Annotated in this window: 24 protein-coding genes and 3 tRNA genes; 16 read left to right on the forward strand and 11 right to left on the reverse strand. The window is 73.2% G+C overall.

Translation table 11 applies throughout. From position 1 onward, the window contains the following. Nucleotides 1-96 precede the first annotated feature (96 nt). Nucleotides 97-1,341 carry a glycosyltransferase 87 family protein gene (locus tag V6U79_RS01490; RefSeq protein WP_334613194.1) on the reverse strand — a complete coding sequence of 415 codons (1,245 nt, stop codon included), beginning with the start codon at nt 1,339-1,341 and terminating at the stop codon, nt 97-99. A gap of 74 nt (nt 1,342-1,415) precedes the next feature. Between V6U79_RS01490 and orn the strand changes: the two genes are divergently transcribed. Both orn and V6U79_RS01500 read left to right on the forward strand, forming a co-directional pair. Beyond that, nucleotides 1,416-2,006 (forward strand): oligoribonuclease, encoded by a 591-nt coding sequence (gene orn / locus V6U79_RS01495; protein WP_334613195.1) that lies wholly within the window; start codon nt 1,416-1,418, stop codon nt 2,004-2,006. Between the two features lie 114 nt (nt 2,007-2,120). Next, nucleotides 2,121-2,196, forward strand: a tRNA-His gene (locus V6U79_RS01500). A 53-nt stretch (nt 2,197-2,249) separates the two neighbouring features. Here the strand turns inward: V6U79_RS01500 and V6U79_RS01505 are convergent. Both V6U79_RS01505 and V6U79_RS01510 read right to left on the reverse strand, forming a co-directional pair. Next, entirely contained in the window at nt 2,250-3,536 is a 1,287-nt protein-coding gene (locus V6U79_RS01505) for a L,D-transpeptidase (RefSeq protein ID WP_334519178.1), read from the reverse strand. A gap of 223 nt (nt 3,537-3,759) precedes the next feature. After that, nucleotides 3,760-5,022, reverse strand: coding sequence for a L,D-transpeptidase (locus V6U79_RS01510; RefSeq protein WP_334613197.1), 1,263 nt, complete (start codon nt 5,020-5,022; stop codon nt 3,760-3,762). 185 nt (nt 5,023-5,207) lie between these two features. On the opposite strand from V6U79_RS01510, the gene V6U79_RS01515 reads away from it, so the two are divergent. The 3 genes from V6U79_RS01515 (at nt 5,208) to V6U79_RS01525 (ending at nt 6,830) form a co-directional block, all read left to right on the forward strand. Continuing rightward, a tRNA-Lys gene (locus tag V6U79_RS01515) sits at nt 5,208-5,280 on the forward strand. A gap of 365 nt (nt 5,281-5,645) precedes the next feature. Further along, the gene (locus V6U79_RS01520; protein WP_334613199.1) at nt 5,646-6,482 is read left to right on the forward strand and encodes an alpha/beta fold hydrolase; all 837 of its coding nucleotides are present in this window, start codon (nt 5,646-5,648) and stop codon (nt 6,480-6,482) included. 272 nt (nt 6,483-6,754) lie between these two features. Beyond that, nucleotides 6,755-6,830 (forward strand) — tRNA-Lys (locus V6U79_RS01525). A gap of 172 nt (nt 6,831-7,002) precedes the next feature. On the opposite strand, the gene V6U79_RS01530 is transcribed toward V6U79_RS01525, so the two are convergent. Next, the gene (locus tag V6U79_RS01530) at nt 7,003-8,037 is read right to left on the reverse strand and encodes a DUF5937 family protein (protein WP_334613201.1); all 1,035 of its coding nucleotides are present in this window, start codon (nt 8,035-8,037) and stop codon (nt 7,003-7,005) included. A 67-nt stretch (nt 8,038-8,104) separates the two neighbouring features. Here V6U79_RS01530 and V6U79_RS01535 point away from each other — a divergent pair, with 67 nt between their 5' ends. From V6U79_RS01535 to V6U79_RS01555, 5 genes are all read left to right on the forward strand, one after another. Further along, nucleotides 8,105-9,355, forward strand: coding sequence for an MFS transporter (locus tag V6U79_RS01535; protein ID WP_334613203.1), 1,251 nt, complete (start codon nt 8,105-8,107; stop codon nt 9,353-9,355). Nucleotides 9,356-9,410: 55 nt separating this feature from the next. Continuing rightward, nucleotides 9,411-9,818, forward strand: coding sequence for an MmcQ/YjbR family DNA-binding protein (locus tag V6U79_RS01540; protein ID WP_334613204.1), 408 nt, complete (start codon nt 9,411-9,413; stop codon nt 9,816-9,818). A gap of 185 nt (nt 9,819-10,003) precedes the next feature. Beyond that, nucleotides 10,004-10,903, forward strand: coding sequence for a CDP-alcohol phosphatidyltransferase family protein (locus tag V6U79_RS01545; protein ID WP_442933731.1), 900 nt, complete (start codon nt 10,004-10,006; stop codon nt 10,901-10,903). A gap of 50 nt (nt 10,904-10,953) precedes the next feature. Then, nucleotides 10,954-12,687 (forward strand): alkaline phosphatase family protein, encoded by a 1,734-nt coding sequence (locus tag V6U79_RS01550; RefSeq protein ID WP_442933732.1) that lies wholly within the window; start codon nt 10,954-10,956, stop codon nt 12,685-12,687. Nucleotides 12,688-12,726: 39 nt separating this feature from the next. Next, nucleotides 12,727-13,527 carry an FkbM family methyltransferase gene (locus V6U79_RS01555; protein ID WP_334613205.1) on the forward strand — a complete coding sequence of 267 codons (801 nt, stop codon included), beginning with the start codon at nt 12,727-12,729 and terminating at the stop codon, nt 13,525-13,527. Here V6U79_RS01555 and V6U79_RS01560 read toward each other — a convergent pair. After that, complete coding sequence (locus V6U79_RS01560; protein ID WP_503629754.1) at nt 13,498-14,349, reverse strand: DUF72 domain-containing protein; 852 nt, start codon at nt 14,347-14,349, stop codon at nt 13,498-13,500. The two genes, V6U79_RS01555 and V6U79_RS01560, sit on opposite strands and share 30 nt — an antisense overlap. A 162-nt stretch (nt 14,350-14,511) precedes the next feature. Between V6U79_RS01560 and V6U79_RS01565 the strand changes: the two genes are divergently transcribed. Next, nucleotides 14,512-15,252 carry a Clp protease N-terminal domain-containing protein gene (locus V6U79_RS01565; RefSeq protein WP_334519157.1) on the forward strand — a complete coding sequence of 247 codons (741 nt, stop codon included), beginning with the start codon at nt 14,512-14,514 and terminating at the stop codon, nt 15,250-15,252. A 49-nt stretch (nt 15,253-15,301) separates the two neighbouring features. On the opposite strand, the gene V6U79_RS01570 is transcribed toward V6U79_RS01565, so the two are convergent. Beyond that, nucleotides 15,302-15,820, reverse strand: a complete 519-nt coding sequence (locus V6U79_RS01570; RefSeq protein WP_334519154.1) for a hypothetical protein — start codon at nt 15,818-15,820, stop codon at nt 15,302-15,304. A gap of 157 nt (nt 15,821-15,977) precedes the next feature. Beyond that, complete coding sequence (locus tag V6U79_RS01575; RefSeq protein ID WP_334613206.1) at nt 15,978-16,178, reverse strand: DNA repair protein; 201 nt, start codon at nt 16,176-16,178, stop codon at nt 15,978-15,980. A gap of 206 nt (nt 16,179-16,384) precedes the next feature. Between V6U79_RS01575 and V6U79_RS01580 the strand changes: the two genes are divergently transcribed. Beyond that, a complete protein-coding gene (locus tag V6U79_RS01580) occupies nt 16,385-17,047 on the forward strand; it encodes a GNAT family N-acetyltransferase (RefSeq protein ID WP_334519148.1) in 663 nt (220 codons plus the stop codon). Nucleotides 17,048-17,381: 334 nt separating this feature from the next. Here the strand turns inward: V6U79_RS01580 and V6U79_RS01585 are convergent, their stop codons facing one another. Continuing rightward, complete coding sequence (locus V6U79_RS01585) at nt 17,382-18,836, reverse strand: glycoside hydrolase family 3 N-terminal domain-containing protein (RefSeq protein ID WP_334613207.1); 1,455 nt, start codon at nt 18,834-18,836, stop codon at nt 17,382-17,384. Nucleotides 18,837-18,989: 153 nt separating this feature from the next. On the opposite strand from V6U79_RS01585, the gene V6U79_RS01590 reads away from it, so the two are divergent. Next, nucleotides 18,990-20,165 carry an ROK family transcriptional regulator gene (locus V6U79_RS01590; protein WP_334519142.1) on the forward strand — a complete coding sequence of 392 codons (1,176 nt, stop codon included), beginning with the start codon at nt 18,990-18,992 and terminating at the stop codon, nt 20,163-20,165. Nucleotides 20,166-20,263: 98 nt separating this feature from the next. Here the strand turns inward: V6U79_RS01590 and V6U79_RS01595 are convergent, their stop codons facing one another. Together V6U79_RS01595 and V6U79_RS01600 are read right to left on the reverse strand one after the other, a co-directional pair. Then, nucleotides 20,264-21,268, reverse strand: a complete 1,005-nt coding sequence (locus V6U79_RS01595) for a DUF2705 family protein (protein WP_334519139.1) — start codon at nt 21,266-21,268, stop codon at nt 20,264-20,266. Next, nucleotides 21,265-22,284, reverse strand: coding sequence for an ABC transporter ATP-binding protein (locus V6U79_RS01600; RefSeq protein WP_334613209.1), 1,020 nt, complete (start codon nt 22,282-22,284; stop codon nt 21,265-21,267). Before V6U79_RS01600 ends, V6U79_RS01595 begins: the two co-directional genes overlap by 4 nt. Nucleotides 22,285-22,359: 75 nt before the next feature. On the opposite strand from V6U79_RS01600, the gene V6U79_RS01605 reads away from it, so the two are divergent. Both V6U79_RS01605 and V6U79_RS01610 read left to right on the forward strand, forming a co-directional pair. Then, entirely contained in the window at nt 22,360-23,250 is an 891-nt protein-coding gene (locus V6U79_RS01605) for an ABC transporter ATP-binding protein (RefSeq protein ID WP_334519133.1), read from the forward strand. 62 nt (nt 23,251-23,312) lie between these two features. After that, the gene (locus tag V6U79_RS01610; protein ID WP_334613210.1) at nt 23,313-24,215 is read left to right on the forward strand and encodes a ribokinase; all 903 of its coding nucleotides are present in this window, start codon (nt 23,313-23,315) and stop codon (nt 24,213-24,215) included. A 19-nt stretch (nt 24,216-24,234) separates the two neighbouring features. Here the strand turns inward: V6U79_RS01610 and V6U79_RS01615 are convergent, their stop codons facing one another. After that, entirely contained in the window at nt 24,235-25,005 is a 771-nt protein-coding gene (locus V6U79_RS01615) for a hypothetical protein (protein WP_334519128.1), read from the reverse strand. A 142-nt stretch (nt 25,006-25,147) separates the two neighbouring features. Here V6U79_RS01615 and V6U79_RS01620 point away from each other — a divergent pair, with 142 nt between their 5' ends. Then, entirely contained in the window at nt 25,148-26,671 is a 1,524-nt protein-coding gene (locus V6U79_RS01620; protein WP_334613211.1) for an alpha/beta hydrolase, read from the forward strand. The last annotated feature ends 12 nt before the right edge of the window (nt 26,672-26,683 follow it).

The raw sequence follows: 26,683 nt of genomic DNA on the forward strand, positions 1-26,683 counted from the left end.
GGGATCGGTGCTGCTACCAGAGGAGACACCCGAGGTAGTTGAGACCAGATTAGCGCGGTACGTCGCGGACGGGAACATCTGTCCATTTGGCGCAACTTATCCGCGCAGCGGTGCCCGTCGCACCGGCAGCGTCACCACCAGCAGCAGCGCGAGCAGCACGTACTCGTTGCGGAACAGGAACTCGGCCGGGGAGTCGGTACGCACTGGCGCCACGCCCCAGTCCTGGAAGGACAGCACGCCGTAGCTGACCGCGGCCGTGGTGACGGCGGCGAGCACGAACAGCCACCAGCGCAGTCGACGCTCCTCGGCGGTGCCGCGGCCGGCGTCCAGGGCCGCGTCCACCAGCACCACCACGGCGGGGATGAACCAGTAGATGTGGTGGGTCCAGGTGATCGGGCTGACCAGGCTGCCGACCAGGCCGGTGAGGGCCAGGCCGGTGAGCGCGTCGCCGGACCGCGCGGCGCGGGCGGCCCGCCAGAGGCCGTACCCGGCGACCAGGGCGACCAGCGCCAGCCAGAGCAGCCGGCTCGGCTCCTCTGGCACGGTGAGCCGGTTGAGCAGCCCGAACAGCGACTGGTTGCCGGTGTAGTCGGGCCGGCCGACCCGGTCGGTGGCCCACAGCTCATGGGTCCAGAACCGCCAGGAGGCCCGCGGGGCGACCGCCGCCGCGAGCAGCGTCGCGGCGGCCGCGGTCACGCTCGCCACCACCGCCGCCCGCCACTGCCGGGTCACCAGCAGGTAGACGATGAAGATGCCGGGAAAGAGCTTGAGCGCCGTCGCCAGGCCCACGCCCACGCCGCCCCAGCGCTTCCCGCCGGGTACGGCGAAGAGCAGGTCGGCCAGGATCAGCACCACCAGCAGCATGTTGATCTGGCCGAAGGTGATGGTCTCCCGGGTGCTCTCCACGGCGAAGACCAGCAGCACCGCCACGGTGAGCGTGAAGACCCGCGGCAGCCCGTGACGGGCGATCACCGGCTCGACCAGCCAGCGGGTGGTCACCACCAGGGCGAGCACGGTGAGCAGGGTGAAGATCGCCACGGTGGCGCCGAGCTTCAGCAGCCCGAACGGCCACAGCAGCAGCGCGCTGAAGGGCGGATAGGTGAAGTAGAGCTCGCCCTGCACGCGGTCGGGCTGCACGTAGTCGTAGAGCGGATGGCCGGCCCGCCACCAGTCCATCGCACTCATGTAGATCTTGAGGTCGAGGAAGTTGTGGTTCAGGCCGGGCAGGTAGAGCACCGGCAGCACGGCGGCCAGCGCCAGCACCGTCACGACCCGGCGGACCAGACGGCCCCGCTGGTCGTCGGTGGCGACGGCAGGTGGCGCGACGGATTCGGCTGGCACGCAGGAAACCCTAGCGGTCCGCCCCGCCGTCGGTGCCGAGGCGCGAGCACCGGGGCTGCGCGTAGTCTGTCCCGGTGGCTGACCTTCTCGTCTGGATCGACTGTGAGATGACCGGCTTGGATCTCGGGCGGGACGCGCTGATAGAGGTCGCCGCGCTCGTCACCGACCCCGACCTCAACGTGCTCGGCGAGGGGGTCGACGTGGTCATCCACGCCGACGAGGCGGCCCTGGCGGCGATGCCGGAGATCGTCCGCACGATGCACGGCAAGTCCGGGCTGACCGAGGAGGTCCGGCGCTCCACGGTCACCCTGGCCGAGGCCGAGGACCGGGTGCTGGAGTACGTGACCAGCCACGTCAAGGACCCCCGCTCGGCGCCGCTGTGCGGCAACTCGATCGCCACCGACCGGGGCTTCCTCGCCCGGGACATGCCGCGGCTCGACGCGCACCTGCACTACCGCATGATCGACGTCTCCTCGATCAAGGAACTCTGCCGCCGCTGGTACCCCCGGGTGTACTTCGGGCAGCCGCAGAAGGGGCTGGCCCACCGGGCGCTGGCCGACATCCGGGAGAGCATCCGGGAGCTGGAGTACTACCGCCGCACGCTGTTCGTACCCCTGCCGGGGCCGGACGTGGAGGCGGCCAAGGCGATCGCCGCGCAGCTGTAGCCCGGCGGCGGCCACCCGCCCGGTGGGGCGGTGCGGAACCCGCTGGACGGGCCCGGCGGGGATGTGGCTATTATTAGTCCGCACCCGGGCCGGGTAACCGGCGCGGAAGGCATGGTGGCTGTAGCTCAGTTGGCAGAGCACCGGGTTGTGGTCCCGGTTGTCGTGGGTTCAATTCCCATCAGTCACCCCAGACAGACGGAAGCCCCCTCCTCGCGGAGGGGGCTTCCGTCGTTTCCGCCTCGGTCAGGGGGTGGGCTCGACGCTGGGGGAGGCGTTGCCGGGAGTCGCCTCCGCGCTCGGCTCGGCCGGCGGCTCGTACGGCAGGGCGCTGCCCTTCACGTACTCCTCCCAGCTCATGTTCCAGTCGGTCCAGCCGTTGCCGTTCTGGAGCTTGCGCTCGGTGCCCTTGACGGTGACCGGGTCGCCCAGCCGGGTGTTCTCGAAGAGCCACTTCCCGTCCGCCATCGAGACGTTCACGCAGCCGTGCGAGACGTTCACGCTGCCCTGCTGCCCCTCGGACCAGGGCGCGGCGTGGATGAACTCGCCGCCCCAGGTGAGCCGCTGGGCATAGTCGATCTTCGTCCGGTACCCCTCCTCGGGGCCCAGCTCCTCCATGGTGTCGAAGACCGTCTTGCGCAGCTTCTCGATCACCACCATGGTCCCGCTGGACGAGGGGGTGCTCTTCTTGCCCAGGCTGACCGGGATCGTCTTGACCGGCCGACCGTCCTTCGTCACGGTCATTCGCTTGGTCCTGTTGTCGACCGTCATCAGCAGCGACGGACCGATCTTCACGTCCACGGTCAGGTCGGAACGGCCGTACCAGCCGTCCCCCAGCGGCAGCCCGCCGGCTTGGACCTTGTACGACACCGTGCTGCCCGCCTGCCAGAACTCCTTCGGCCGGTAGCGGACCTCGGTGGGGCTGACCCAGTGCCAGATCCCCTCCTGGGCCGGGGTGGAGGTGACCGTCATCCGGCGCTGGAGGTCGGCGCGGTGGTCCTTCGGGATGGCCCGGTCGAACTTCACGATCAGCGGCATGCCCACGCCCACCACCTGGCCGTCGCCGAGGAAGCTGGTGACCCGCACCTGCTTGCCCGGCTTCGCCATCACGGTGAAGGCGCTGGTCGCCGTGGCCACCTTGCCGTCGTCGCCGGTCGCCGTCACGGTCGCGGTGTACTTCTCGCCGTACTTCAGGGCCCCGGCGGGCAGCCAGCTCCCGCCGTCCGCGGCGAGCGCACCCTCGACGGGCCCGCCCGCGGAGTCCCTGAGCTCGACGGTGGTCTTCTCGGCGTCCTTCGTGGTGAAGGTGATGCCGGTGGACGCCGGGACGTCGGTGGCGTCCGCGGCGGGCTCGGTGATGCTGGCCACGGCCTTCGGGCCCTTCTCGCCGCCGCCCGGCTGGCCACCCGACGGCTTCTTCCCGTCGGAGCCGGTGCAGGCGGCGGTCAGGGCCAGCGTCGCGGCGAGCAGGCCCGCCGCGAGCGCCCGACGCCGACCGATGCGCCGGCCCGACCAGTCCTGGACAACTCGCATGATTCCCTCACAGTCGTGGTCCCCGATGGCCCATCGTCTCTCACTGACGCACAGACACGCCGGCAGGTTGCGACAGGTGAGCCGCGACACCCGCCCGATGCGGCGGGACGGCCGCTAAAATGCGGCTTTTGTGAGGTGATCTCGGGTCCGGTGTCGCGCCTCGGCGACGTGGTCGAGATCCGGCCGACCTCCGGGCCGACGTGACCGCCGGCCCGGAGGGGCGTCAGATCAGTGGACCGGAGCCGCCCGGGGGCACCGGCAGGGCGCTGCCCTTGACGAACTCGGACCAGGTGAGGCTCCACGCCGTCCAGCCGTTGCCCGGCGCGATCTTGCGTTCGGTGCCCTTGATGGTGATCGGGTCACCGACCCGGGTCTGCTCGAAGAGCCACCGGCCGGCCGCCATCGAGACGTTGACGCAGCCGTGCGAGACGTTCCGCCGGCCCTGCTGCCCCTCCGACCAGGGGGCCGCGTGGATGTACTCGCCGCCCCAGGTAATCCGCTGGGCGAAGTCGATGTCCACCCGGTACCGGTTCTCCGGATCCGGCGAGTCCATCGTGTCGAAGACCGTCTTCTCCTTCTTCTCCATCACGACCAGGGTGCCGCTCGAGGAGGGGGTCTTCTTCTTACCCAGGCTGACCGGCAGGGTGCGGATCAGGCGGCCGTCCTGGAGCACCTCCATCTTCTTGGTGGCGTTGTCGACCTTCATCTCGAAGGACCGGCCGATCTTCGCGGTCGCGGACCGGTCGACGTTGCCGTAGCGGCCGTTGCTCAGCGGGATGCCGGCCAGCGCGATCCGGACGTCGAGCGTGGTGCCCGGCTTCCAGTACTGCGGGGCCCGGTAGTAGGCCTGGGTGCCGTTGTAGACCCAGTGCCAGGCGCCCGGCTGCGGCGGGTCGGTCTGGACGAACATCCGCTTCTGCACCGCGGCCCGGTCCTTCTTCGGGATGCCCGGGTGGAACTCGACGACGACCGGCATGGCCACGCCGTACGACTTGTCGTCGAAGAGGTAGAGCCCAGAATTGATCATCGACTTGGGCTTCGCCATCGTGGTGAACGTGCTGGTGCCCGCGCGGGTCTCCCCGCCGGAGCCGGTGCCGGTCACCGTGGCGGTGTAGCGGGTGTCGTACTTCAGCGGGGCCGACGGCACCCACGAGGAGCCGTCCCGCCGCATCCGGCCCTCGACCCGGTCGCCGCCGTCGGCGGTGAGGGTGACCGAGGAGACCGTCCCCCCGTCGGGGAGTTTCGCGCTGATCTCGGTGCTGACCGGCCTGCCCTTCGCGCCGTCGGCCGGGCTGACCGTCAGCCCGGCGGTCGCCGCCTGCGACGGTTCGCCCGACGGGGACGCCGGCGGCGCGCTGGTGCCCGCGGTCGCCCCACCGCCGACGAACTCGGCCTTCTTCCTGCCCTCGCCGCACCCGCTCAGTGCCAGCGACCCCACCAGAGCCAGGACGCCCACCATCGCCCCGCCCCGTGCGAACCTGCCCATTCCCACCTCTGCTCTCGCGTGCCTGGCGGACATCGTGCCGCATGGCCGCGGCCGCATCGGTCCCGTCGGACCGGCGGCGTGGCTTTTTGGGGCTTTCGTCCCTTAAGCGGGGCCGAAGAGGGGAGGGGGTATCGGATTGGAACGCCCCTCGGCGGCCGTGCTAATGTTCTCTCCGTTGCCGACGAGCGCCGCTAGCTCAACTGGCAGAGCAGCGGACTCTTAATCCGCGGGTTCGGGGTTCGAGTCCCTGGCGGCGCACAGGTGATCAAGGCTCCGGCCTGGTGGTTCTCCACCGGCCGGAGCCTTTTTCGTGTCCATGACGGTGGTGGGCGGCGCGGGTGCAGCCGGCGGCGCCGGTCGAGGTGCGTCCGGTCGGTGGCCTCGACGACCGGCCCCTGCGCCAGCCCCACGTGCTTCGCAGATCGGCGGCACGTGGAGGTGATCGAGGGCCGCTACGCCGCACCGGTCGGGGACGTACGCCGTCACGGCCCGTAGCGAGGCTGGCGAGCGTAACGTGAATCAGGGGCAGACGCCCCGCCGGGCCACAGCACCGTGCGAGCGACAGCCGCACGCGGAGCAGGGAGGCTGAGGCGGCCCGTCGCGCGAAATTCAGGAGTGGTCGCATGCGTAAAAGCAGGCAGCAGAACCGCGCCTTTCGACAACTGTTCTGGGCGGTGCTGGCCGTACTGGCACTGACCTCCACCGTGGGGATCGAAACCGCATCGGCGAACGCCGCTCAGCCGGCAGGACCGCAGGACAAACCCACGGTCGTGCTGGTGCACGGAGCCTTCGCCGACTCGTCCAGCTGGAGTCCGGTCATCGACCAACTGAAGGACGACGGCTACCCGGTGGTCGCGGTCGCGAACCCCTTGCGGGGTGTGAAGAGCGACGCGGACTACACCGCCAGCGTGCTCAAGACGATCCCGGGCCCGATCGTGCTGGTCGGACACTCCTACGGCGGCCAGGTCATCACTGCCGCCGCCACCGGCAACCAGAACGTCAAAGCGCTGGTCTACGTAGCCGGATTCGCGCCGGAGAAGGGCGACAGCGCGGCGACCCTGTCCGGCAAGTTCCCGGGCAGCACGCTGCTGGAGGCCCTGGCGCCACCCGCTCCGCTGCCCGGCGGAGGCAAGGACCTCTACATCAGGCAGGACAAGTTCCGGGAGCAGTTCGCCGCTGACGTCTCCGAGGAAGAGGCCAAGATCATGGCGGCGACCCAACGCCCGGTCACCGAGGCGGCGATCAACGACAAGCTCCAGGCGGAGCCGGCATGGAAGTCGAAGCCGTCGTGGTTCATCTACGGCACCCTGGACAAGAACATTCCCGCCCAGACCCACGCCTTCATGGCACAACGCGCCGGCGCCAAGGAGACTGTCTCGGTCGACGGCGCGTCGCACGTCGTCATGATCTCCCACCCTCAGCAGGTGGCCAAGGTGATCCGCGACGCCGCTCAGTCGTAACGGCAGACCGGCCGCGACTGGCGGGCCGCGAATTCGATTGTCGGATCAGTTTGCGACGGCAGGGCGGTGAAGCGCCCTGCCGTCGCCGTTTCCGGACAACTGATCAGCAACTGGGTCCTGGTGCGAGCTGGCAGGTCACGGGGCGCAAGGGCATGGTCATGTGGCAGTTCGGTGCCGAGGTCGCCATGCCGGAGGCGCTGCCCCCGGGCGGGTGGTGACCCCGTTGCAGGCCCGGGTGGCGGGCTCGGTATGGTGCTCTCCGTTGTCAGCGAGCGCCGCTAGCTCAATTGGCAGAGCAGCGGACTCTTAATCCGCGGGTTCGGGGTTCAAGTCCCTGGCGGCGCACCAGCAACAAGGGCTCTGGCCTGGTGGTTTTCCACCTGGCCAGAGCCCTTTTTCGTCCGTGGCGATGGCTCGGTGCGCGTCGAGTGCTCGGGAGCGATGCGACTTCGGCTACCGGTGGTCGGTGGCTGGCGGTGCTGCTGTCACGGACAGCCCCGATGCGGGCTCATGGTCGGCGTCACACCCGGACTCCGGTCAACAGCACGGCGCTCGCTTCCGTTCTGAAGTACAGCACCAGCCGACCACTGCGTGCGGCGCCGACCAGACCGGCCGAGCGCAGCAGGCCCAGGTGCTGCGACACCGCCCCCGGCGTCAGCCCGGTGCGGAAGGCCAGCTCCGTGGTGGAGGCGGGCGCCTCCAGCTCGAGCAGCAGCCGGGTACGCGACCGCCCGATCACCCGCTCCAGCGCCGGGGCGGCCGCGGTGGCCCGCCTCTCCCACAATGTCGCGACGCCGCGTGCCGGGTAGGTCAGGGTCGGCTGCCAGGGCGGCAACGTACTGGAGAAGACGGTCGGCCACACGAACGCCGACGGGACCAGCAGCAGACCCTCGCCGTCCAGCTGACGGTGGCCGACGAAGCGCGGATGGGCGATCGAGAGCCGGTCGTCGCGCCAGCTCACGGACGGCGCGAGGTCGGCGAAGAGGGCGGCGGGGCCACCGTCGGCCAGACGCCGGGCCCGGTGCACCACGTCGCCCTCCAGCAGACTGCGCAGCCGCGGCCAGTGCTCGCTGACGGCCAACTCCCAGTAGTCGCTCATCTGAGCGGCAAGGCGACCGAGGCCCGCCTTCGGGTCGGCCCGCAAGGCGCGCAGCTCGGCATTGTCCGTCCGCACCTGAACGTCCCGCGCGACCGGCGCGCTCGGCCGCGCCGGATCGCGCAGCGTCGCCAGCCGGTCCAGGTCGGCGCGCACCCGCTCCGGCGCGGTGCGGCGCAGATCCGCGAGCTCGGTCTCCAGGTCGGGAACCGGCGTCGTCGGAGGGGGCGTGACGAAATCGGGTATGTACCAGCTCGGCACCGGCACCAGGGCGAAGAGCAGGTCGAACGCCCCCGCCGCCGCGGCCACCCGGGGCGCGACCCGGTTGACCCACGGCACGTGCAGGGCGTGCGCCGCCGGATCCTTCAGCACCCGGACGCTCGCGACGATCTCCTGCATCGGCGAGAACGCGAACCGCATGACCGCGAGGTCGTACGCCGAGAACCCGATGGTGAGCATCGCACTCCTGGATTTAGCCCACGCTGAATCTATCGAGCCGTTCGGCCGGTCGCACCAAGCTCTCGGCATGGCGAACCGAGACTTCGAACTGCTCTTCGCGAGCACGGCGGTGAGTCGGCTCGGCAGCGAGATCAGCTACATCGCTTTCCCGCTGGCGGCGATCGTGGTCCTGGACGCCAGCCCGGAGCAGGTCGGCCTGCTGAACGCCGCCACCACCGTGGCCTTCCTGCTGATCGGCCTGCCCGCCGGCGTGTGGGTCGACCGCGCGCGTCGGCGTCCCGTCCTGCTCAGCGCCGACCTCGCGCGGTTCCTGCTGCTGGCCTGGGTGCCGCTGGCATGGTGGTGGGAAGCGCTGACGATGACCCAGCTCTTCGTCGTCGCCTTCCTGGTGGGCGTGGGCCGGGTCTTCTCGGACGTGGCGGCGCAGAGCTATCTGCCCACGGTGGTCGGGCGCGAGCGTCTGGTGGCCGGTAACGCCCGCCTCGCTGGCACCGAGGCGGTCTCCCGGATCATCGGCCGGGGTGCCGGCGGTGCGCTCGTACAGGCGCTGACGGCGCCGGTCGCCATCGCCGCCACCGCCGTCACGTACCTGTGGTCGTTCCTCTGCCTGTGCCTGATCCGCCGCCCGGAGCCGGCACCCGCCCTACCTGACGGGCCGCGGCACCTCTGGCGGGAGATCGGTGAGGGCCTGCGTTACGTCGTCGGACAGCCCGCCCTGCGCGCCGTCGCCGCATCGGGGGCGCTGGTCAACCTGGCCTCCACGATCATCGTCGTGATCGTTCCGCTGCTGATCGTCCGCGAACTGCGCCTGCCGGAGGGACTGGTGGGCGTCTTCTTCGCCGTGGGCGGGGTGGGCGCGGTCCTGGGCACAATGGCCGCCCGGCGACTCTCCCTGCGCTTCGGCTACGGCCGGACCCTCGCGGTCGCCGCGACGGCCGTGGCGCCCACCTACCTGCTGCTGCCCTTCGCCGACCGGGGCGTCTTGCTGTGGGCCGCGGCGGTGGCATACCTGTTGATGATGGCGAAGGCTTCGATCGACAACGTGCTGCTGGTCAGCTTCCGGCAGACCATCACCCCGGATCGGATGCTGGGCCGGATGAACGCCACCATGCGTTTCGTGCTCTCCGGCGCGCTGCCGATCGGTTCGGTGCTCGCCGGTTTCGTCGGAGAGTACGTGTCGCTGCGCGCCGCGCTGTGGTGCGGCACCGTCGGCATGGCCGTGGCGTGGGTGCCGATCTTCTTCTCGCCGCTGCGGACGATGGTGGCGCTGCCGGCCGGCCCGGCAGAGCCGGCACCGGTCGCCGCCGCGCCACGGTGAATCGGTAGCGGTTAGCCTGTGCGTATGCGGGTGGCGGTGTCCTGGAGCAGGCGTCATGGCTGACGTCGACGATGTCCGCCGCCTGGCGCTGGCGCTGCCGCACGTGGTCGAGATCGACAGTGACGGCTTCGACTTCCGGGTCGCCGACAAGGGATTCGTCTGGTCCTACCCCGAGCGCAGGCCCGGTGCGGCGCGCCTGATCCGGACCGACATCGCCGTGCTGTACGTCGGCGACGAAGCGGAGAAGCAGGCGCTGCTCCTCGGCGAACCCGAGGTCTTCTTCACCACGCCCGCGTACGACGGGGTGCCCCTGGTCATGTTGCGGCTGGCCCAGGTCGACGTCGGTCGCCTGACGGAACTCGTCACCGACGCCTGGCGCATGCGCGCCCCGGACTCGCTCCTCGGCGACCTCGACGAAGGCACCGGTCCGGTGAGCCCGGAGCTGAGCAGCGTCGATCAGTAGGTCGAGGAGACCAGCACCGACGACCTCCGAAGATGGGTGTCGGCTCTCCGGAGTGGGGTGACTTCCGGCTCGCCCGGGTGTTGCCCGAGCCATCCGTCTCCGGTTCACCTGCGTCCAGGACGAACCTTTCGGCCGTAATTCCCGTGTTGACTGTCAGGGTCGCCAATCAGAGTCACGGAGGCACGATGCCCACGGTTCGAACTGGTCCGGTCGTCGGACTGCTCGTGCAGGCCGTCCTACTGGCGGTGCTCGCCGCGACGGTCGGCCTCGGCCCGGCGGGGTGGTTGGCGGGGCTGGGGTACGGGATCGTCCTGTGCGCCCTGCTCGCCCGGGGCCTGTCCCGGTCGGGTGCGCGCGGTCTCAGCCCGGCCGACCGGGTGACCCTCGGCCGGGCGATCCTCGTCGGCGGCGTGACGGCGCTGGTGGTGGAGTCGTTCGACCGGGCGGCGCCGATCGCGCTGATGGTCGCCCTCACCGCCGTGGCGCTGGCGCTCGACGGGGTGGACGGGTACACGGCCCGGCGTACCGGAACCAGCAGCGAGCTGGGCGCCCGTTTCGACATGGAGGTCGACTCCTTCCTCGTGCTGGTGCTCTGCGTCCACGTGGCCCCGTCGGCGGGCGGCTGGGTGCTCGCCATCGGCGGTATGCGGTACGCCTTCGTCGCCGCGAGCTGGGTGCTGGCGTGGATGCGTGGGTCGTTGCCACCGCGCTACTGGCGTAAGGTCGTCGCGGCGACCCAGGGTGTGCTGCTGACGGTCGCGATGGCGGATGTGCTGGGCGGGCCGCTGACGATCGTCGTGCTGGTGGTGGCGCTGGCGCTGCTCGTCGAGTCGTTCGGTCGTGACGTCGGGTGGCTGTGGACGACCCGCCGCGCCCGCCTCGCCCCGGCCGGCCCGGTCATCCCGGCCCAGCCGGGAACACCGCACGTCCCGAGAAATCCCGGCACGACGTCCCACCCCCGCACGCACCCGGGCAGGCTGGCCGGCCACGGTGCCGACTCCGCGCGGGGCGGGATTGCCGCGGGATCGACGGGTGGGCAGCCGCCGTGGCACGAGCGCCCGAAGGTCGCCGCGGCTCGGCACTGAGCCGCCGCCCGCCAGCCGCACCACCCAGGATCACCCGGAAGGAATTCAGGTTGTCGCTCTTGACGCGGGTACGTCGGCTACCGACCCAGGGACGGCGGGCGGTCCGGGACGACCTGCCGACGGGCGGGGGCTCGGCCGATGCCCCCGACGACGACAGCGGCGCCGCGGGCCGGACCAGGCGCTCCGGTTGGGCCGGGCTGACGACCGTCCTGGCGGCGCTGCTCGTGCTGCTCGTGCTCACCGCGCCGTACGACTTCGCCCGGCTCACGCCGGCGGCGTTCGTGCGGATCCCGCTGGAGGCGCTGCTGCTGGTCGCCCTGCTCCTCGCCCTGCCACCCCGCGGGCGGCGGGCGGTCGCGACGCTCGCCGGGGTGGCCCTCGGCCTGCTGGGCGTGCTGAAGCTGCTCGACCTGGGGTTCTCCGCCTCGCTCGGTCGGGCGTTCGACCTGGTGCTCGACTGGGCGCTGCTCGACGAGGCGTTCGGTTTCGTCTCCGAGTCGTACGGACGGTCCGGCGCGATCGGTGCCGCGGTCGCCCTGGCGCTGGTCGCGGTGGCCGTGCCCGTCCTGGTCACGCTCTCGGTGCTGCGGCTGGGCCGCCTGGTGGTGCGGCACCACACCGGCACCACCCGGTTCGTGGCGGCGCTGGTGGTGGTCTGGGTGGTCTGCGCCGCGTTCGGGGTGCGGGTGGTTCCGGGCGTGCCGGTCGCCGACACGTCGGCGACGACCCTGGCCAACGGCCACGGGTTCCAGGTGCGCCTGCGCCTCACCGACCGGAAGAAGTTCGCCGCCGCGATCGGCGCCGACCCGTTCCGCGACACCCCGGGCGACCAACTGTTGACCGCGCTGCGCGGCAAGGACGTGGTCATCGCCTTCGTGGAGAGCTACGGCCGGGACGCGGTCGAGGACCCCGAGTTCGCGCCGCAGGTCGGTGCGGTCCTCGACGACGGGACCAGCCGGTTGCGCACGGCCGGCTTCGCCGCGCGCAGCGGCTTCCTCACCTCGCCGACCTTCGGCGGCGGCAGCTGGCTGGCCCACGCCACGCTCCTCTCCGGCCTCTGGATCGACAACGACCAGCGCCACCGCAGCCTGCTGGCCAGCGACCGGATGACGCTGGGCGGCGCCTTCCGGCGGGCGGACTGGCAGACCGTGGGCGTGATGCCCGCCGTCACCAGGGCGTGGCCGGAGGGGGCCTTCTACGGCTACGACCGGTTCTACGACGCCGGCGCGCTCGCGTACCGGGGCCCGAAGTTCAGCTTCGGCACGCCGCCCGACCAGTACACCCTGTCCAGCTGGCAGCGCCGGGAGCGGGCGCGGCGGGACGGCGGCGCGGTGATGTCGGAGATCGCGCTGGTGTCGAGCCACTCACCCTGGACGCCCGTGCCACGGTTGGTCGACTGGGCCGACGTCGGTGACGGCGCGGTCTTCCACGACGACGCCTCCGCCAGCCGCTCGAAGGGTGAGAAGCGACGCAGCACCAGCCGGATCCGGGCGGACTACCGGAAGTCCATCGAGTACACGCTGAGCACGCTGATCTCCTACGTGGAGAACTACGGCGACGACGACCTGGTCCTCGTCTTCCTCGGCGACCACCAGCCCGCCCCGGTCGTCACCGGCGACAACGCCAGCCGCGACGTACCCGTCACGATCGTCACCCGGGACCGGGCGGTGCTGGACCGGATCTCCGGGTGGGGCTGGCAGGACGGGTTGAAGCCCGGCCCGCAGGCCCCGGTCTGGCGGATGGACGCCTTCCGGGACCGGTTCCTGACCGCCTTCGGACCGTGAGCCCGACCCACCGCCCACCCTCCTCACGAACTGGATGACATGGACACTGTCGGCACCCGGATCGCGGCGCTCAGGAACGATCCGGCCCTGTCCCTCCTGCGCCGGTCGCTGGACGTCTACTACGGCGACCCCGAGCGCGACGCGCGGATGGACGCCTTCTACTCCCGCTTCGTCTCCAGCGGCGATCTCGTCTTCGACATCGGCTCCCACATCGGTGACCACATCGGCAGCTTCCGCCGCCTCGGGGCGCGGGTCGTCGCCGTGGAGCCGCAGCCGCTCTGCCTGCGCGCCCTGCGCGCGATCTACGCCGGTGACGACCGGGTGACGCTGGTCGAGGCGGCCTGCGGCGCGGTCGCCGGAAGCGTGCGGTTCCACGTCAACTCCGCCAACCCCACCGTGTCGACCGCCTCCCCGCACTTCGTGCGGGCGGCGCAGGGCGCGGGCGGGTGGGAGCGTCAGGTGTGGGACGCGGAGATCGAGGTCCCGGTCGTCACCTTCGACGCGCTGGTAAAGCGGTACGGCGTGCCGGCCTTCGCCAAGATCGACGTGGAGGGGTTCGAGGACGCGGTGCTGGCCGGCCTGAGCCGCCCGTTGCCCGCCCTGTCGTTCGAGTTCACCACGATCGCGCGCCCGGTCGCCCAGCGGTGTCTCGATCGCCTGACCGCGCTGGGCTTCGACGGCTTCGACGTCGCGTTGGGCGACGACAAGACGATGACGTTCCAGCGCTGGATGTCCGCGGCCGACGTGGCGGCCCACCTGCGTACGCTGCCGCACGAGGCCAACTCCGGCGACGTGTACTGCGTGTCCGCCTCAGAACAGGGTCAGGGGTTCGGTCGGTAGCGGTTCGGGCAGCGGCTGGAGGTGGGGCACGCGCGCGCGTACCTCGTCGTGGAACCGGCGGGCGAGCACGGGCGCGTCGGCGTTGTCCGGGGTATGCACGAACACCGTCGGCGAGCGCCCCTCACGCAGCCACCCGACGACCACGTCGACCCAGTGCCGCCAGCCCTCGACCGTGCGCGCCGTGTCGTCGCGGCCGAGGTAGCGGACGATCGGCCAGTCGGTCAGCGCGGCCGACCGGAGCGGCATGCGCGGCTTCCTGGTCCAGGCCTCCCGCTCCGCGTCGCTGGTCGGCGGGTTGGCGAAGAACGCCGTGGTGTCGAAGGGGACCCACTCGGCGGTAACGGTGGCGAGGGCCGCTTCGAGCAGCCGTGCCGAGGGCCCGTCGTCGAAGAAGGCGGGGTGGCGGACCTCGACGGCGTACCGGTGGGACCGGGGGAGCCGGCCGAGGAAACGGGCGAGCGAGCCGACGTCGGCCGGACCGAACGACCCCGGCAGCTGGATCCAGAGGGCGTGCACCCGGGGGCCGAGGGGCTCGATCGCGGCCAGGAACGTGCCGAGCGCCTCGCCGGTGTCGGCGAGACGGTGTTCGTGCGTGATCAGCTTGGGCAGCTTGAGGACGAACCGGAAGTCGGGGTCGGTCTGCTCCGCCCAGGAGGCCACCGTGTCGCGGGCCGGGGTGGCGTAGAAGGTCGTGTTCCCCTCCACCGCGTTGCACCAGCCGGCGTAGTGCCGCAGGCGCTCGTGAGCCGCGAGCGGATGGGCCAGCAGGCGGCCCTGCCACGACCGGTGGGTCCACATCGCACATCCGACGTGCAGGCGCATGACCCCCGATCCTCCTCCCTCCGGACGAGCCGCACCCGCCAGGAGCGCCCGATCCACCCTCGGTCGCCGACCGTACCGGACGGGGCGGACGCCGATCCGGCATCCGTCGCGTCCCGTCAACCGTTGGTTGACGCGGTGACTTCGTCAACCTATGGTTGACGCATGACGGAACCCACGCAGATGAGCAACCCGGTACGCCTCGACGACCTGATCCAGGGCATCAAGAAGGCCCGCCCGGACGTCCTGGACCAACTCGCCGACGCGGTCGTCGTCGGCGAGCACCTCGGCGACGTCGCCGACCACCTGATCGGTCACTTCGTCGACCAGGCCCGGCGCTCCGGCGCCTCCTGGACCGAGATCGGCCGCAGCATGGGGGTGAGCAAGCAGGCCGCGCAGAAGCGCTTCGTCCCCCGGTCCACCGACGCGCCGCTGGACCCGCAGCAGGGCTTCGCCCGGTTCACCCTGCCGGCCCGCAACGTGGTGATGGCCTCTCAGGAGGAGGCGCGCGCGGGCGGGCACAGCGAGATCCGCCCCGAGCACATCCTGCTGGGCCTGCTCGCCGAACCGGAGGCGATCGCCGCGCGGGTGATCGTGGCGGCGGGCGTGTCGCTGGAGCGGGTGCGGGAGGCCGCCACGGATGCGCTGCCGCCGTCGTCCGGCGCCGAGGTGCCGGCCCTGATCCCGTACGACGCGTCGGCGAAGAAGGTGCTGGAGCTGACCTTCCGGGAGGCGTTGCGCCTGGGCCACAACTACATCGGCACCGAGCACATCCTGCTGGCCCTGCTGGAGCACGAGGACGGTGGTGGGGTGCTCACCGGACTCGGTGTCGACAAGGACGCCGCCGAGGCGGCGATCGCCGCGGCCATCCAGGCCGCAGTCCGGGCGAGGGTGGAGAAGGACTGAGGCCGCCGGCGCGACGGTGCCGCGCCGACGGCCTCGGAAGTGCCGGCCGTCAGGGCGCGGCGGGGAAGCCGTACCGGGCGGCGTGCTCCGGGTCGGTCGGGTCGACCTGGCGTACGCCCGCGTCGGCGAGGCGCTTGTTGACCTCGTCGAGCTGCTCGCGCACCAGCCGGGCCTCCTCCTCGGTGACCCGGCCCCGGTGCGGCTTGCCGGCGTGCTCGATCGTGCCGTAGTCGATCTTCTCGGCGCTCTTGCGCGCCTTCGGCGGGCGCACCCGCTCCGCCGTCCTCAGCAACTGCGCCATCGGCACGTCGGTGGCCATCTCGTCGAACTCGCTCGCGGTCAGCACCACCCGGCGCGGCTCGCCGCCGCCGTGCCGGTCGTGGATCTCGACCACCGCCACGTCGAGCGCTGCGTCGTCGATGTTCTCCACCTCGACCGCGGTGGCGTCCAGCTGCACGGGCCCGGCCACCAGGTCCGGGTGCTCCAGTACGACGACCTTGACCACCTCGTCGTCGGCTCCCAGGATCGTGCCGCTGAAGTCGGAGACGTGGATCGTCTTCTTGCCCATGCGCGGAGCTTCCCCCTGTCGTCGGCCTGTTTTCAGACCAGAAGAAGCTACCCGACACCTGTGCGAACGCCCCGGCTGGACGCCCCGGGTGTGTCGGCGCCTCCTCCGGAGCTGGTCGACGGCGGTGCCGGCCCTGCGCGCCGGTCGGCGCCCGGCGTCAGCGGGCCTTGAGGCCGCGCCGGGAGGTGCTGCCGGCCGGCAGGCTGTTGAGGTCGCTCCACGACAGCGCGGCGTTCGTGTCGCGTCCGGTCCGTGCCTCCCGGTACGGCGGCTGGGCGGGGAACCGCTCGGCGGCTGCGGCCGCCTGCCAGGCCCGCTCGGTGTCCTGCTGGTACCGGTCATTCGGCTGATTCGGCATGACCATACCGTCCCAAAGAAAGTTGTACATGTATGGAAATAGATATGACGCACGGTCGATGCCTCGGGTTCCCGTGACATCGGCGCTCTTCGGTACGTCTACCCTCCCGTGCCGGGTTCGAACCGAACCGGGCGCCGCGCCGACCGCTGCGGCGTACCGTGATCACGTCGGGGTGACGGTACCCGTGCGGTGAGGGAGGTGACCCGGTGCTCGACCGCCGGCTCCACCTGCATCTGGCCACCTGGCTCGGCCAGTGGCCGGCCGGCCCGGGCCTGCACGTGGTCGCTTCGCGGCGGCGTGGGCGACCGGCGTGGGACGGGCGGCTGCGGCCGGCGATCGCCGTGCAGGCCGGCGGCAGCACCGTCCTCTCGGTGCCGCCGGAGCGGGTCGAGGCCATCCGGGCGTTGGCTCGGGGGCCGGAGGCGGCGCTGCTCGCGGCGCTGCCCGCCGCGGTCGGCCAGCCGGACTGGGTCGTCCTCGACGACACCTTCCGCTGGTGCCTGGCGCCGGCGCCGCTGCCCGAGGTGGGGGAGTGGACCGACCCGACCGACCCCGCGCTGCCCTCCTGGCTGCACCTGTTCGACCGGTCCGTGCTGGTGGTCCGGGACGCCGACGGTGGCTACCTGGCCGGCGTGGGGATCAAGCGGCACGACGCCCACGGGCACGAGCTGGCCGTCGGGACGGCGCCCCGGGCCCGGGGACGGGGCCTGGCCCGGGCGCTGGTCGCCCGGGCGGCCCGCCGCGTGCTCGACGAGGGCGCGGTCCCGACGTACCGGCACGATCCGGCGAACGTGGCGTCCGCCCGGGTCGCGGAGGCGGCCGGCTTCCCGGACCGCGGCTGGCGCTCGTACGGGGTGTACCCGCCCTGACCGCCGCCGCCGTGCGGCAGGGCGCGGACCGTGGATCCCGGGCCGGATCCACGGTCCGCAGCCTTCCCCCAGGTCCCTCCGTGGCCGGCGCTGCGCCGGCGAACCCCGATATCGGTGACGCTACGTACGGATCGGCGGCAGGGCAAGAGGCGTTCGTCCGGTTCGGAGTGTCCGTAAGGGGACTTGAGCTGCGGCGGAACGGCCCAGGGCTGCCCAGGACGGTCGGTGACACAGCGTGCGGGTCAAGCCTGGCTCCCGAAGCCGACGTGGACGGGACCGCCGCCAGCGGGGCGGGTCGGCTGCGCTGACCGCGCCGCAGCCGACCCCCGTCGACTCAGCGGATCAGGCCGAGCGCCTCCGCCGCCGCGCGGCCGTTGGCGTGGCTCGCGCCGAAGGTCGTCACCCAGGCCCGCACCCCGGTCGGCCGCCACCGCCCCGGCCAGCCCATCTCCACCACGGTCACCGGGTACGCGGCGGCCAGCGCGTCGACCAGCGCCGCGCCGCCGGGCAGCCGGTGCAGGTGCCGCCCGACCACCACGATCGGCCGGCCCTCGGCGAGCCGGCCCAGCGCCGCCGGATCGGTCTCGGTGGCGACGATCCGTACCTCCTCCAGGCCGTCGAGGTGCGGACCGAGACCCCACGGCACCCGGCCCTCGGCGATGGTGGAGGCGGCGTGCAGCTGCACCACCAGCGGCCGCTCCAGGCCGATCAGGTCGCCCTCGATGCGGACCGCCAGGCGGGCGGCGTCGTACCCGAGGGCGTCGGAAAGGGTGGCCGACGGCGAGCCGGCGGGTCGGACCCAGGCGGCCAGCGCGGCGGTGCGGCCGGCGGCCTCCTCGACCCGGGCGCGGTCGAGCCGGCCGTCGGTGATCGCGCCGACGATCTCGGCGACCACGTGCTCGACCAGGCCGGCGTCGACCTTCGCGCCGATGCAGAGCAGGTCCGCCCCGGCGGCCAGGGCCCGCACGGCGGCCGGGCCGACCCCGCCCGCGGCGAGCGCCGCGCCCTTCATCTCCAGCGCGTCGGTGATCACCGTGCCGGTGAAGCCGTACTCCCGGCGGAGCAGGTCGACCAGGACGGCCCGGCTGAAGGTGGCCGGACCGTCCCCGGTGAGCGCGGGGACCCGGATGTGCGCGGTCATGATCGCTCGCGCGCCCGCGGCGATCACCGCGGCGAAGGGCGGCAGGTCGCGCTCCCGGAGCAGCTCCGGCGCGACGTCCACGGTCGGCAGCTCATGGTGCGAGTCGGCGACGGTGGCGCCGTGGCCGGGGAAGTGCTTCGCGCAGGCGGCGACGCCGACCGCCTGGAGGCCCTCGACGGCGGCGGCGGAGTGCGCGGCCACCCGGACGGGGTCCGCGCCGAACGAACGGGTCCCGATCACCGGGTTCTCGTCGGCGGTGTTGACGTCCACGGTCGGGGCCAGGTTGACGGTGATGCCCAGGGCGGCCAGCTCGGCGCCGATGGCCGCGTACACCCGGCGGGTGAGCGACCGGTCGTCGACCGCGCCGAGCGCGGCGTTGCCCGGGTACGGGCTGCCGGTGGCGTGCGCCAGCCGGGTGACGTCACCACCCTCCTCGTCGATGGCGACCAGCACGTCCGACCGGCCGGCCCGCAGCGCGGCGGTGCTCGCCGCCACCTGGGCGGGGTCGTGCACGTTGGTGCCGAACAGGGTGTGCCCGGCCAGCCCCTCGGCGACCAGGTCGACGGCCCAGCCCGGCGGCACCGGCCCCGGGTACGCGGCGAGCAGCGTGCCCAGCGCCAAGCGGCGCAGTCCTGGATCCAGCCCCACGATGATTTCCCCCTTCGGTGCCGGACGGCACGAGTGTCGCACCACGGCGGCCGGGTCGTCCGAGTTCCGCCGGGCAGGGTGGCCGATACGCTACGGGCACCCGTCTGCAGGTCGATTGCGGTTGGCGAAGTTGATGGAAACTAAGGACGTGGCATGAGTGCGACCCGGTTGCCCGGCACCCCCCGCCTGTTGCGGGCGCTCAACGACCGCGCGGCCCTGGAGCTGCTGCTGGAGCGCGGCCCGCTGACCCGGGCCCGGCTCGGTGAGCTGACCGGCCTGTCCAAGGTCACCGCCTCGCAGCTGGTCGAGCGGCTGGAGGAGCGCGGGCTGGTCACCCGGGTCGGTGAGCAGGCCGGCGGGCGGGGCCCGAACGCCCAGCTCTACGCGGTCCGGCCGGGCAGCGCGCACGTGGTCGGCGTCGACGTCGGCGCCGAACGGGTGGTGGCCGCCTGCGCCGACATCACCGGTGCGGTCATCGGTCGGGTCGAGCAGTCGACCCGGGACACCGACGACCCGGTCGGCGTGGTGCACAACGCGGTGGTGCAGGCCGCCAGCAGCGCCGGCGCGCGGCTTGACAGCGTACGGCGGGTGGTGCTGGGCACCCCGGGCCTGGTGGACCCGGGCACCGGCGACATCACCTTCGCCTTCAACCTGCCCCGCTGGCACCGGGGCCTGCTCGCCGCCCTCCGCGAGGACCTGCACACCCCGGTCGTCTTCGAGAACGACGTCAACCTGGCCGCGGTCGCCGAGGCGCAGTCCGGCGCGGCGCAGGGGATGACGGACTTCGTGCTGGTGTGGGTGGGTGCCGGCGTCGGTCTGGCGATCATGCTGGGCGGCCGGCTGCACCACGGCAGCAGCGGCGCGGCCGGCGAGATCGGCTACCTGCCGGTGCCCGGCGTGCCGATCCCCCGCGACGTCTCGCGCCGGGCCAAGCCGGCCTTCCAGCAGCTCGCCGGGGCGGACGCGGTCCGCGCGGTGGCCCGCGAGCACGGCTTCGCCGCCGATGGCGCGGCCGACGCGGTGCGCGCCGCGATCACCGCCGGCACGACCGGCGGGCCGGTGCTGGACGAGCTGGCCCGGCGGCTGGCCCTCGGGGTGGCCAGCACCTGCGTGGTGCTCGACCCGCCGCTGGTGGTGCTCGCCGGCGAGGTCGGGCAGGCCGGTGGCGCGGCGCTGGCCGAGCGGGTGCAGCACGAGGTGGCCGCGATCACGCTGGTCCGGCCCCGGGTGGTGCCGACCGGGCTGACCGAGGAGCCGATTCTGCGGGGCGCGCTGCGCACCGCGCTGGACGCCGTGCGGGACGAGGTCTTCGGGTCGACCGTCGGCTGACGCCCACTGCCGCTCGTCGCCCCTCATGTGAAGAAATTCTTCACCACTGTCCCGGGCGCGGCAAGTTCCTGCCGCACCCGGGGAGCTGGTCGTGCGGGTCAGATCAGGTCGCGCCGGCGGAAGACGGTGAACGCCGCCGCGGTGACCAACCCGGTCACCCCGAGCAGCACCGCCAGCGCCGGTCCGGAGGTGATCGTGTACAAGCCGCCGCAGGACCCGTCGCCGCCGCAGGCCTGCTCGCCCCAGAACTGCGCCTGCCCGGTCAACCAGGCCGTCACGTACGAGGAGAGCATCAGCTGGTCCGGCCGGGCCACGTCGAGGATCTGCAGCACCAGCAGCGCCCCCAGCTCCCACACCACCAGGTACGCGGCGACCGCGCCGAGTGCCGCCGAGGTGTGCCGGCCCAGCGTGGCGATCGCGAAGCCCAGCGCGGTCGCCAGCAGCACCAGCACCATGCCCCGGCCGTAGAGGTCGCCGAGGTCCGACCAGAACCGCCCGTCCAACGTGCCGGGCAACCCGGCGGTCTGCCCGATCATCCAGAACGTGCCGAGGTAGACCACGGTCGCCAGCGCCGACACCAGCGCCACCGCCCCGAGCAGCGTGCCCAGCTTCGCGCCGAGCACGGTGAGCCGGCGCGGACGCCACAGCAGCAGGTTGACCACGCCGCCGGAGTTCAGGTCGGCGCCGATGTAGGAGGCACCCACCAGGAAGCCGAAGAGCAGCAGGAAGGCGATGAGGAAGTAGAGCAGCGGCCGGGCCTCCTTGCCGAAGACGAAGACAGTGCTGAGGTAGTCGGCCAGCACCGGCAGCTGCTCCTGCAGCGCCGGGTCGACCTCGCTGCAGTCGGCCGGGACGTAACTGTCCTCCTCGATCGGCAGCTCGCCGGCCTTGATCTTCAGGCAGCGGGCGTGCTCCGCCTCCAGGCTGCTGATCCGCTGGGAGAGCGCGGCCTCGGCGGCGGCCACCTCGCTCGGCGACGGCTTGTGCGACCCGACCAGCGTGGTCGCCGTGGTGATCACGAAGGCCAGCGCCAGCAGCACCACCATCAGCTGGACGAAGCGGCGAGCGGCCAGCCGCTCCACCTCGGCACGGACCAGGTTCACGCGTCCACCCCCCGGCCCACGGCCGCGTCGAGTTCGATCATCGGTTCGTCGGATCCCGCCCCGGACCCGGCGGGCCCCGCCACCTGCCGGGGCGGCATCGAATGCGGCGCCGCGCCGGTCAGCTCCAGGAACACGCTCTCCAGGTCGGGCCGGATCGGCGTCAGCTCGCGTACCCACAGCCCCTGCTCGCCCAGCGTGCGGCTGATCAGCTCCGGGTCGTCCGCGCCCCGCACCACCAACAGCCCGTCCTGCTCGTCGACCGGCACGCCGGTGGCCCGCAGCAGCTCCGCCGCCCGGGCCGGCTCGGCCACCCGTACCTGCCACTCGTGCTGGTCGAAGCCGGCCAGCACCTCGTCCACCCGGCCGGCCGCGACCCGGCGGCCGCCGGAGATGATCGTCACGTGGTCGCAGATCAACTGGATCTCGGCGAGGATGTGGCTGGAGACCAGCACGGTCACCCCCGCCTCCGCCAGCGACCGCATCAGGTCCCGCATCTCGCGGATGCCCGCCGGGTCGAGGCCGTTCGCCGGTTCGTCGAGGATCAGCAGCTCCGGATCCTTGAGCAGGGCCGAGGCCACGGCCAGGCGCTGCTTCATGCCCAGCGAGTAGCCCTTGACCCGGTCGTGGCCGCGGTCGCCGAGCCCCACCTGGTCCAGCACCTCGTCGACCCGACCGGTCGGCACCCCGCCGGCCACCGCGAGCAGCCGCAGCGTGCGGTGCCCGGTGAAGTTGCCGAAGAAGTGCGGGCTCTCCACGATCGCGCCGATCCGACCGGCCACCCGGGCCAGCTGCTCCGGCGCCGGGGCGCCGAGCACGCTCATCCGGCCGCTGTCGGCACGCACCAGGCCGAGCAGGGCACGCAGCGTGGTGGTCTTGCCCGAGCCGTTCGGCCCCAGGAAGCCGTGCACCTGCCCGGCCTCGACCACCATGTCGAAGCCGTCCACCGCCACCCGGCGCCCCTGCCGGAGGCTCTGGAACGTCTTGCGCAGGCCGTCGATCTCGATGACCGCGCTCATCCTCGGCCCTCCTGACTGCGGTGGTGCATGGGCGGTCCTTCCCCAGTGGTGACCAACGACACGGCGCCTCACCCTATGGGGACGGCGCCGCCCGTGGGGGGCACCTCAGCGGCTGCGTGGTTGGATGGAGCGGTGACTGGTGACCTGATCTCCGGCGCCGCCGCCGCCCCCTCGCCCGTGGACGCGGATCTGGTGGTCAGCCTCGACGGAGTGGGCGTGCGGCGGTCGGGCACCGCGCTGCTGCACGACGTGGACTGGCGGGTCGAGCTCGACGAGCGCTGGGTGGTCCTCGGGCCCAACGGCGCCGGCAAGACGACCCTGCTCAACCTCGCCGCCGGGCGGCTGCACCCGAGCACCGGCGTCGCGCACGTGCTCGGCGAGCGAATCGGCCGCACCGACGTCAACGAGCTGCGCATGCGGATCGGTCTCTCCACCGCCGCCCTGGCCGAGCGGGTACCCGCCGAGGAGAAGGTCAGCGACGTGGTGGTGACCGCCGCCTGGGCGGTGGTGGGACGCTGGCGGGAGAGCTACGACCGCAGCGACGAGGGCCGCGCCCACGCCCTGCTCGGGCAGCTCGGCATCGGGCACCTCGCCGACCGCGCGTACGGCACCCTCTCCGAGGGCGAGCGCAAGCGGGTGCAGATCGCCCGGGCCCTGATGACCGACCCGGAGCTGCTGCTGCTCGACGAGCCGGCCGCCGGCCTCGACCTGGGCGGCCGCGAGGACCTGGTGGCCCGGCTGGCCGAGCTGGCGTACGACCCGGACGCCCCGGCGCTGGTCCTGGTCACCCACCACGTCGAGGAGATCCCGCCCGGTTTCACCCACGCGCTGCTGCTGCGTGAGGGGGGCGTGGTGGCGCAGGGCCTGCTCGCCGACACCCTCACCGGCGACAACCTCACCAAGACCTTCGGCCTGCCGCTGGTGGTCGAGCGGCGCGGCGAGCGCTGGACCGCCCGCTCCGCCTGACCGGGGCCGGCGGGGACCGCACGTCCTAGACTTCGCCGGAGTTCAGCTGGGAGGGGACCGACGTGCGGCAGACCCGGGTCGTCGTGGTGGGCAGCGCGAACATGGACCTGGTCGGGACCGGCCCGACGCTGCCCCGACCGGGTGAGACCGTGCTCGGCAGCGACTTCGTGATGGTCCCCGGCGGCAAGGGCGCCAACCAGGCGATCGCCGCCGTCCGCGCGGGCGCCTCCTGCGCCTTCCTCGGCGCGCTCGGCTCGGACGCCTTCGGGGTCACCCTCCGCGCCCGGATCACCGCCGCCGGCGTGGACACCGGGCAGCTGCGGGTGGTCTACGGCGCCTCCGGGGTGGCCCTGGTGATGGTGAACGCCGACGGTGAGAACGCCATCCTGGTGACCCCCGGCGCGAACGCCTCCTTCACCGGGCTCACCGAGGGCGAGCTCGCCGCCGTACGCGAGGCGGACGTGCTGGTCGCGCAGCTGGAGATCCCGGTGGAGACGGTGACCACGGCGGCCGTCGCCGCGCGGGAGGCCGGCACCCGGGTGATCCTCAACGCGGCGCCGGCCCGGCCGGTGCCGGCCGAGCTGCTGGCCGCGGTGGACCTGCTCGTGGTGAACGAGACCGAGGCGCAGCTGCTGACCGGCCGGGGCCGTGACGAGCCGCAGGCGCTGCTGGAGCTCGTGCCCCGGGCGGTGCTCACCCTGGGCGGCGACGGCGCGTGGTACGGCGACCGGGACGGTGCCGCCACACACGTGCCGGCGGTCGGGGTCGACGTGGTCGACTCGACCGCGGCGGGCGACGCCTTCACCGCCGCCCTGGCCGTGGCCTGGGGCGAGGGACGGGACGTGCTCGACGCGGTGTGCTGGGCGGCGGCGGCCGGGGCGGCCTGCGTCCGCCGGCTCGGCGCCTCTGTGGCACTGCCCCGGCGGGCCGAGATCGACGAACTCTACGCCCGGCCGACCGCCTGACCTACCGCGGCCGGGACCGTCACTCGGCGGGCTCGTCGGTGAGCCGCTCGCCCCGGCGCCGCAGCATGCCGAGGCCCGGGATGCCGGCGACGGCGAGCTTGAGGTCCCGGGTGACGTCGAGCAGGTCGTGCAGGTCCGGGCCGACCCGGTCCAGGGTGGCCAGGATCGGCAGGATGTCCGAGGTGAGGTGCTGCTTGAGCTTGGGCAGCTCGTCGACCAGCCGGATCGCGGCGGTCACCTCCTCGTGGCTGAGCTCCTCGACGAAGCGGTTCGCCATCGGCGCGCCCCGGCGCAACGCCGGCTCGTACGACTCCAGCAGGTCGGCGGCGGTGGCGGCGGCCCCTTCCGCGGTGACCACCGTGCCCGCGGCCCGACCGGCGACGGCGTCCGCCTCGGCGACCACCACGGCGGCGGCCCGGGACACCTTCTCCGCCTCACCCACCACGACGGCGGCCGCGCCGGACACCTGTTCCGCCTCCGCGACCACCAGGGCCGCCGCGGCGGCGACCTCGGTGGCGGTCTCGATCGCCCCGGTGGCGGCGGCGCTGACGACCGCGACCTCGCGGACCGCCGTCTCGGCGTCGGTGAGCACCCGGTCGGTGCGGTCCAGGGTGCCCTCGATCCGGTCCACCACCCCGTTGATCCGCGCCAGCAGCGCCTCCACCCCGTCCAGCACGGCGAACGCGCGGGCCGGCACGGCGGCGAACGAGGCGGCCGAACCGAACGCCTGGTCCAGGGCGGAGCGGGTGAGGCCGACGACGGCGGTCGGCCGGGGAAGGGGAATAGCCATGTGACCAGTGTGCGCCGGGCCGGCCAGCGGTGCCCGACGGCGCGGTCCCGGTCACGTCCGGGCCGGGTGCGGCGGACGGGGTCCCGGTTTCCACCGCGTCGACGGGGCCCTTCCGCGCGGCTCCGGTCGGTACTGTGCCGGCATGTCGGACCGTCGCTCCGGCGCCGCCCCCACCGCCCGCCGGACCGTCCTGCTCGTCGTGCTCGCGGCGCTCGCCCTGGTCCTCGGCGGTCACGGACTGGTCCGGGCCGCATCCGGGCTGCACACCCGCCAGGTGACCGTCAACGGGGTGCCGATGACCGAGGTGCGGACCGGGGCGGAGCCGGGGCGCCGGCCCGGGGTGGTGATCGCGCACGGCTTCGCCGGTTCCGCCCGGCTGATGCGCCCGATCGCCGACACCGTGGCCCGGCGGGGCGCGGTCGCGCTGCTGCTCGACTTCGCCGGGCACGGCGCCAACCCCGCCGGATTGCCCGGCGCGGGGCGTGACAGCGCCGCCTCCCGGGCCACTCTGGCCGGTGACCTGGACGTCGCCGTGGCCCACCTACGCGGGCGGCCGGACGTCGACCCGGCCCGGATCATCCTGGTCGGACACTCGATGGGCGCGGGGACGGTCACCCGCTACGCCGCCGGGCACCCGGAGCTCGCCGGCACGGTCGCGATCTCGCTGCCCGACGCCGGCGACCTGCCGTACGGGCAGCCCCGCTCGCTGACGCTGGTGGTCGGGGCCGCCGAGTTCCCGGGCTTCCATCGCGCCGCCGAGGAGGCGCTGCGCCGGGCGCCGCCGGGGCAGCGGGCGATCACGGTCGTCCCGGCCACCGAACACGTCTCCGTGCTCTTCGCCGCTCGGACCCACGAGGTCGTCGCCGGCGCCCTGCCGGGTGCGCCGGACGGGCCGCCGCCGGAGCCCGTCGTCCGGCTGGGCGCCGCCGGGCTGCTGCTGCTCGGCTTCGGCCTCGGCTTCGTACCGTTGGTGCGGGTGCTCCACGGGGGGCGCCGGGACGGGCCGCCGGTCGCGGCGGTCGCCGGGTGGCGTCCGCCGGTCGCCGGGATCGTCGCGGCGGCGCTCGGCGCGGTCGCGGCCGTGGCGTCGCCCACCGTCCGGCTGCCGCTGGCGGTCGGTGGGTACGTCACGGGATTCCTGCTGGCCACCGGCCTGCTGCTGGTCGCGGCGACGCGCTGGTGGCCCGGGCCCACCGTCCCGGCCGCGAGCGCCGGGCCGGCGGTGGCGTCGGGTGGGGGCCGCGGGCCGGTGCCGGCGCCGGTCGCGGCCGTCGTGCTGACCGGGTACGCGGTGACCGCCGTCGCGGTGCCGATGCATCTCGGGCTGACCTCGGCGCTGCCGGTGGGCGCCCGGTGGTGGCTGCTGCCGGTGGTGGCGCTCGGCGCGCTGGTCTTCCTGGCCGGCGCGGAGCGGGCGACCGGCGGCCGGAGCTGGTGGTACGCGGCAGTCGGCGGGATCGCCGTGCTGGCGCTGACCGCGGCGGCCGTGGTCGGCCTGGCACCCGGGTTCGTGCTGCTGGTGGTGCCGCTCTTCGCGGTGCTGATGGGCTGGCAGGCGGCCTGGGCGGCGGTGCTGCGCCGGTCGGGCGCGCCCCGGTGGCTGCCGGCCCTGGTGGGCGCGGCGCTGCTGGCCTGGCCGGTCGCCACCACCCTGCCGCTGAGGTGACCGGTGCCGGAT

Origin of the sequence: Micromonospora psammae (assembly GCF_036902725.1) — a bacterium.
Taxonomy (GTDB): Bacteria; Actinomycetota; Actinomycetes; order Mycobacteriales; family Micromonosporaceae; genus Micromonospora.

Excerpts from the sequence above, each read along its gene's own strand:
- V6U79_RS01505 (WP_334519178.1), bottom strand. The coding sequence starts at position 3,536 with ATGCGAGTTGTCCAGGACTGGTCGGGCCGGCGCATCGGTCGGCGTCGG.
- V6U79_RS01510 (WP_334613197.1), bottom strand. The coding sequence starts at position 5,022 with ATGGGCAGGTTCGCACGGGGCGGGGCGATGGTGGGCGTCCTGGCTCTG.
- V6U79_RS01520 (WP_334613199.1), top strand. The coding sequence starts at position 5,646 with ATGCGTAAAAGCAGGCAGCAGAACCGCGCCTTTCGACAACTGTTCTGG.
- V6U79_RS01530 (WP_334613201.1), bottom strand. The coding sequence starts at position 8,037 with ATGCTCACCATCGGGTTCTCGGCGTACGACCTCGCGGTCATGCGGTTC.
- V6U79_RS01535 (WP_334613203.1), top strand. The coding sequence starts at position 8,105 with ATGGCGAACCGAGACTTCGAACTGCTCTTCGCGAGCACGGCGGTGAGT.
- V6U79_RS01540 (WP_334613204.1), top strand. The coding sequence starts at position 9,411 with ATGGCTGACGTCGACGATGTCCGCCGCCTGGCGCTGGCGCTGCCGCAC.
- V6U79_RS01545 (WP_442933731.1), top strand. The coding sequence starts at position 10,004 with ATGCCCACGGTTCGAACTGGTCCGGTCGTCGGACTGCTCGTGCAGGCC.
- V6U79_RS01555 (WP_334613205.1), top strand. The coding sequence starts at position 12,727 with ATGGACACTGTCGGCACCCGGATCGCGGCGCTCAGGAACGATCCGGCC.
- V6U79_RS01560 (WP_503629754.1), bottom strand. The coding sequence starts at position 14,349 with ATGCGCCTGCACGTCGGATGTGCGATGTGGACCCACCGGTCGTGGCAG.
- V6U79_RS01565 (WP_334519157.1), top strand. The coding sequence starts at position 14,512 with ATGACGGAACCCACGCAGATGAGCAACCCGGTACGCCTCGACGACCTG.
- V6U79_RS01570 (WP_334519154.1), bottom strand. The coding sequence starts at position 15,820 with ATGGGCAAGAAGACGATCCACGTCTCCGACTTCAGCGGCACGATCCTG.
- V6U79_RS01575 (WP_334613206.1), bottom strand. The coding sequence starts at position 16,178 with ATGCCGAATCAGCCGAATGACCGGTACCAGCAGGACACCGAGCGGGCC.
- V6U79_RS01590 (WP_334519142.1), top strand. The coding sequence starts at position 18,990 with ATGAGTGCGACCCGGTTGCCCGGCACCCCCCGCCTGTTGCGGGCGCTC.
- V6U79_RS01600 (WP_334613209.1), bottom strand. The coding sequence starts at position 22,284 with ATGAGCGCGGTCATCGAGATCGACGGCCTGCGCAAGACGTTCCAGAGC.
- V6U79_RS01605 (WP_334519133.1), top strand. The coding sequence starts at position 22,360 with ATGGGGACGGCGCCGCCCGTGGGGGGCACCTCAGCGGCTGCGTGGTTG.
- V6U79_RS01615 (WP_334519128.1), bottom strand. The coding sequence starts at position 25,005 with ATGGCTATTCCCCTTCCCCGGCCGACCGCCGTCGTCGGCCTCACCCGC.
- V6U79_RS01620 (WP_334613211.1), top strand. The coding sequence starts at position 25,148 with ATGTCGGACCGTCGCTCCGGCGCCGCCCCCACCGCCCGCCGGACCGTC.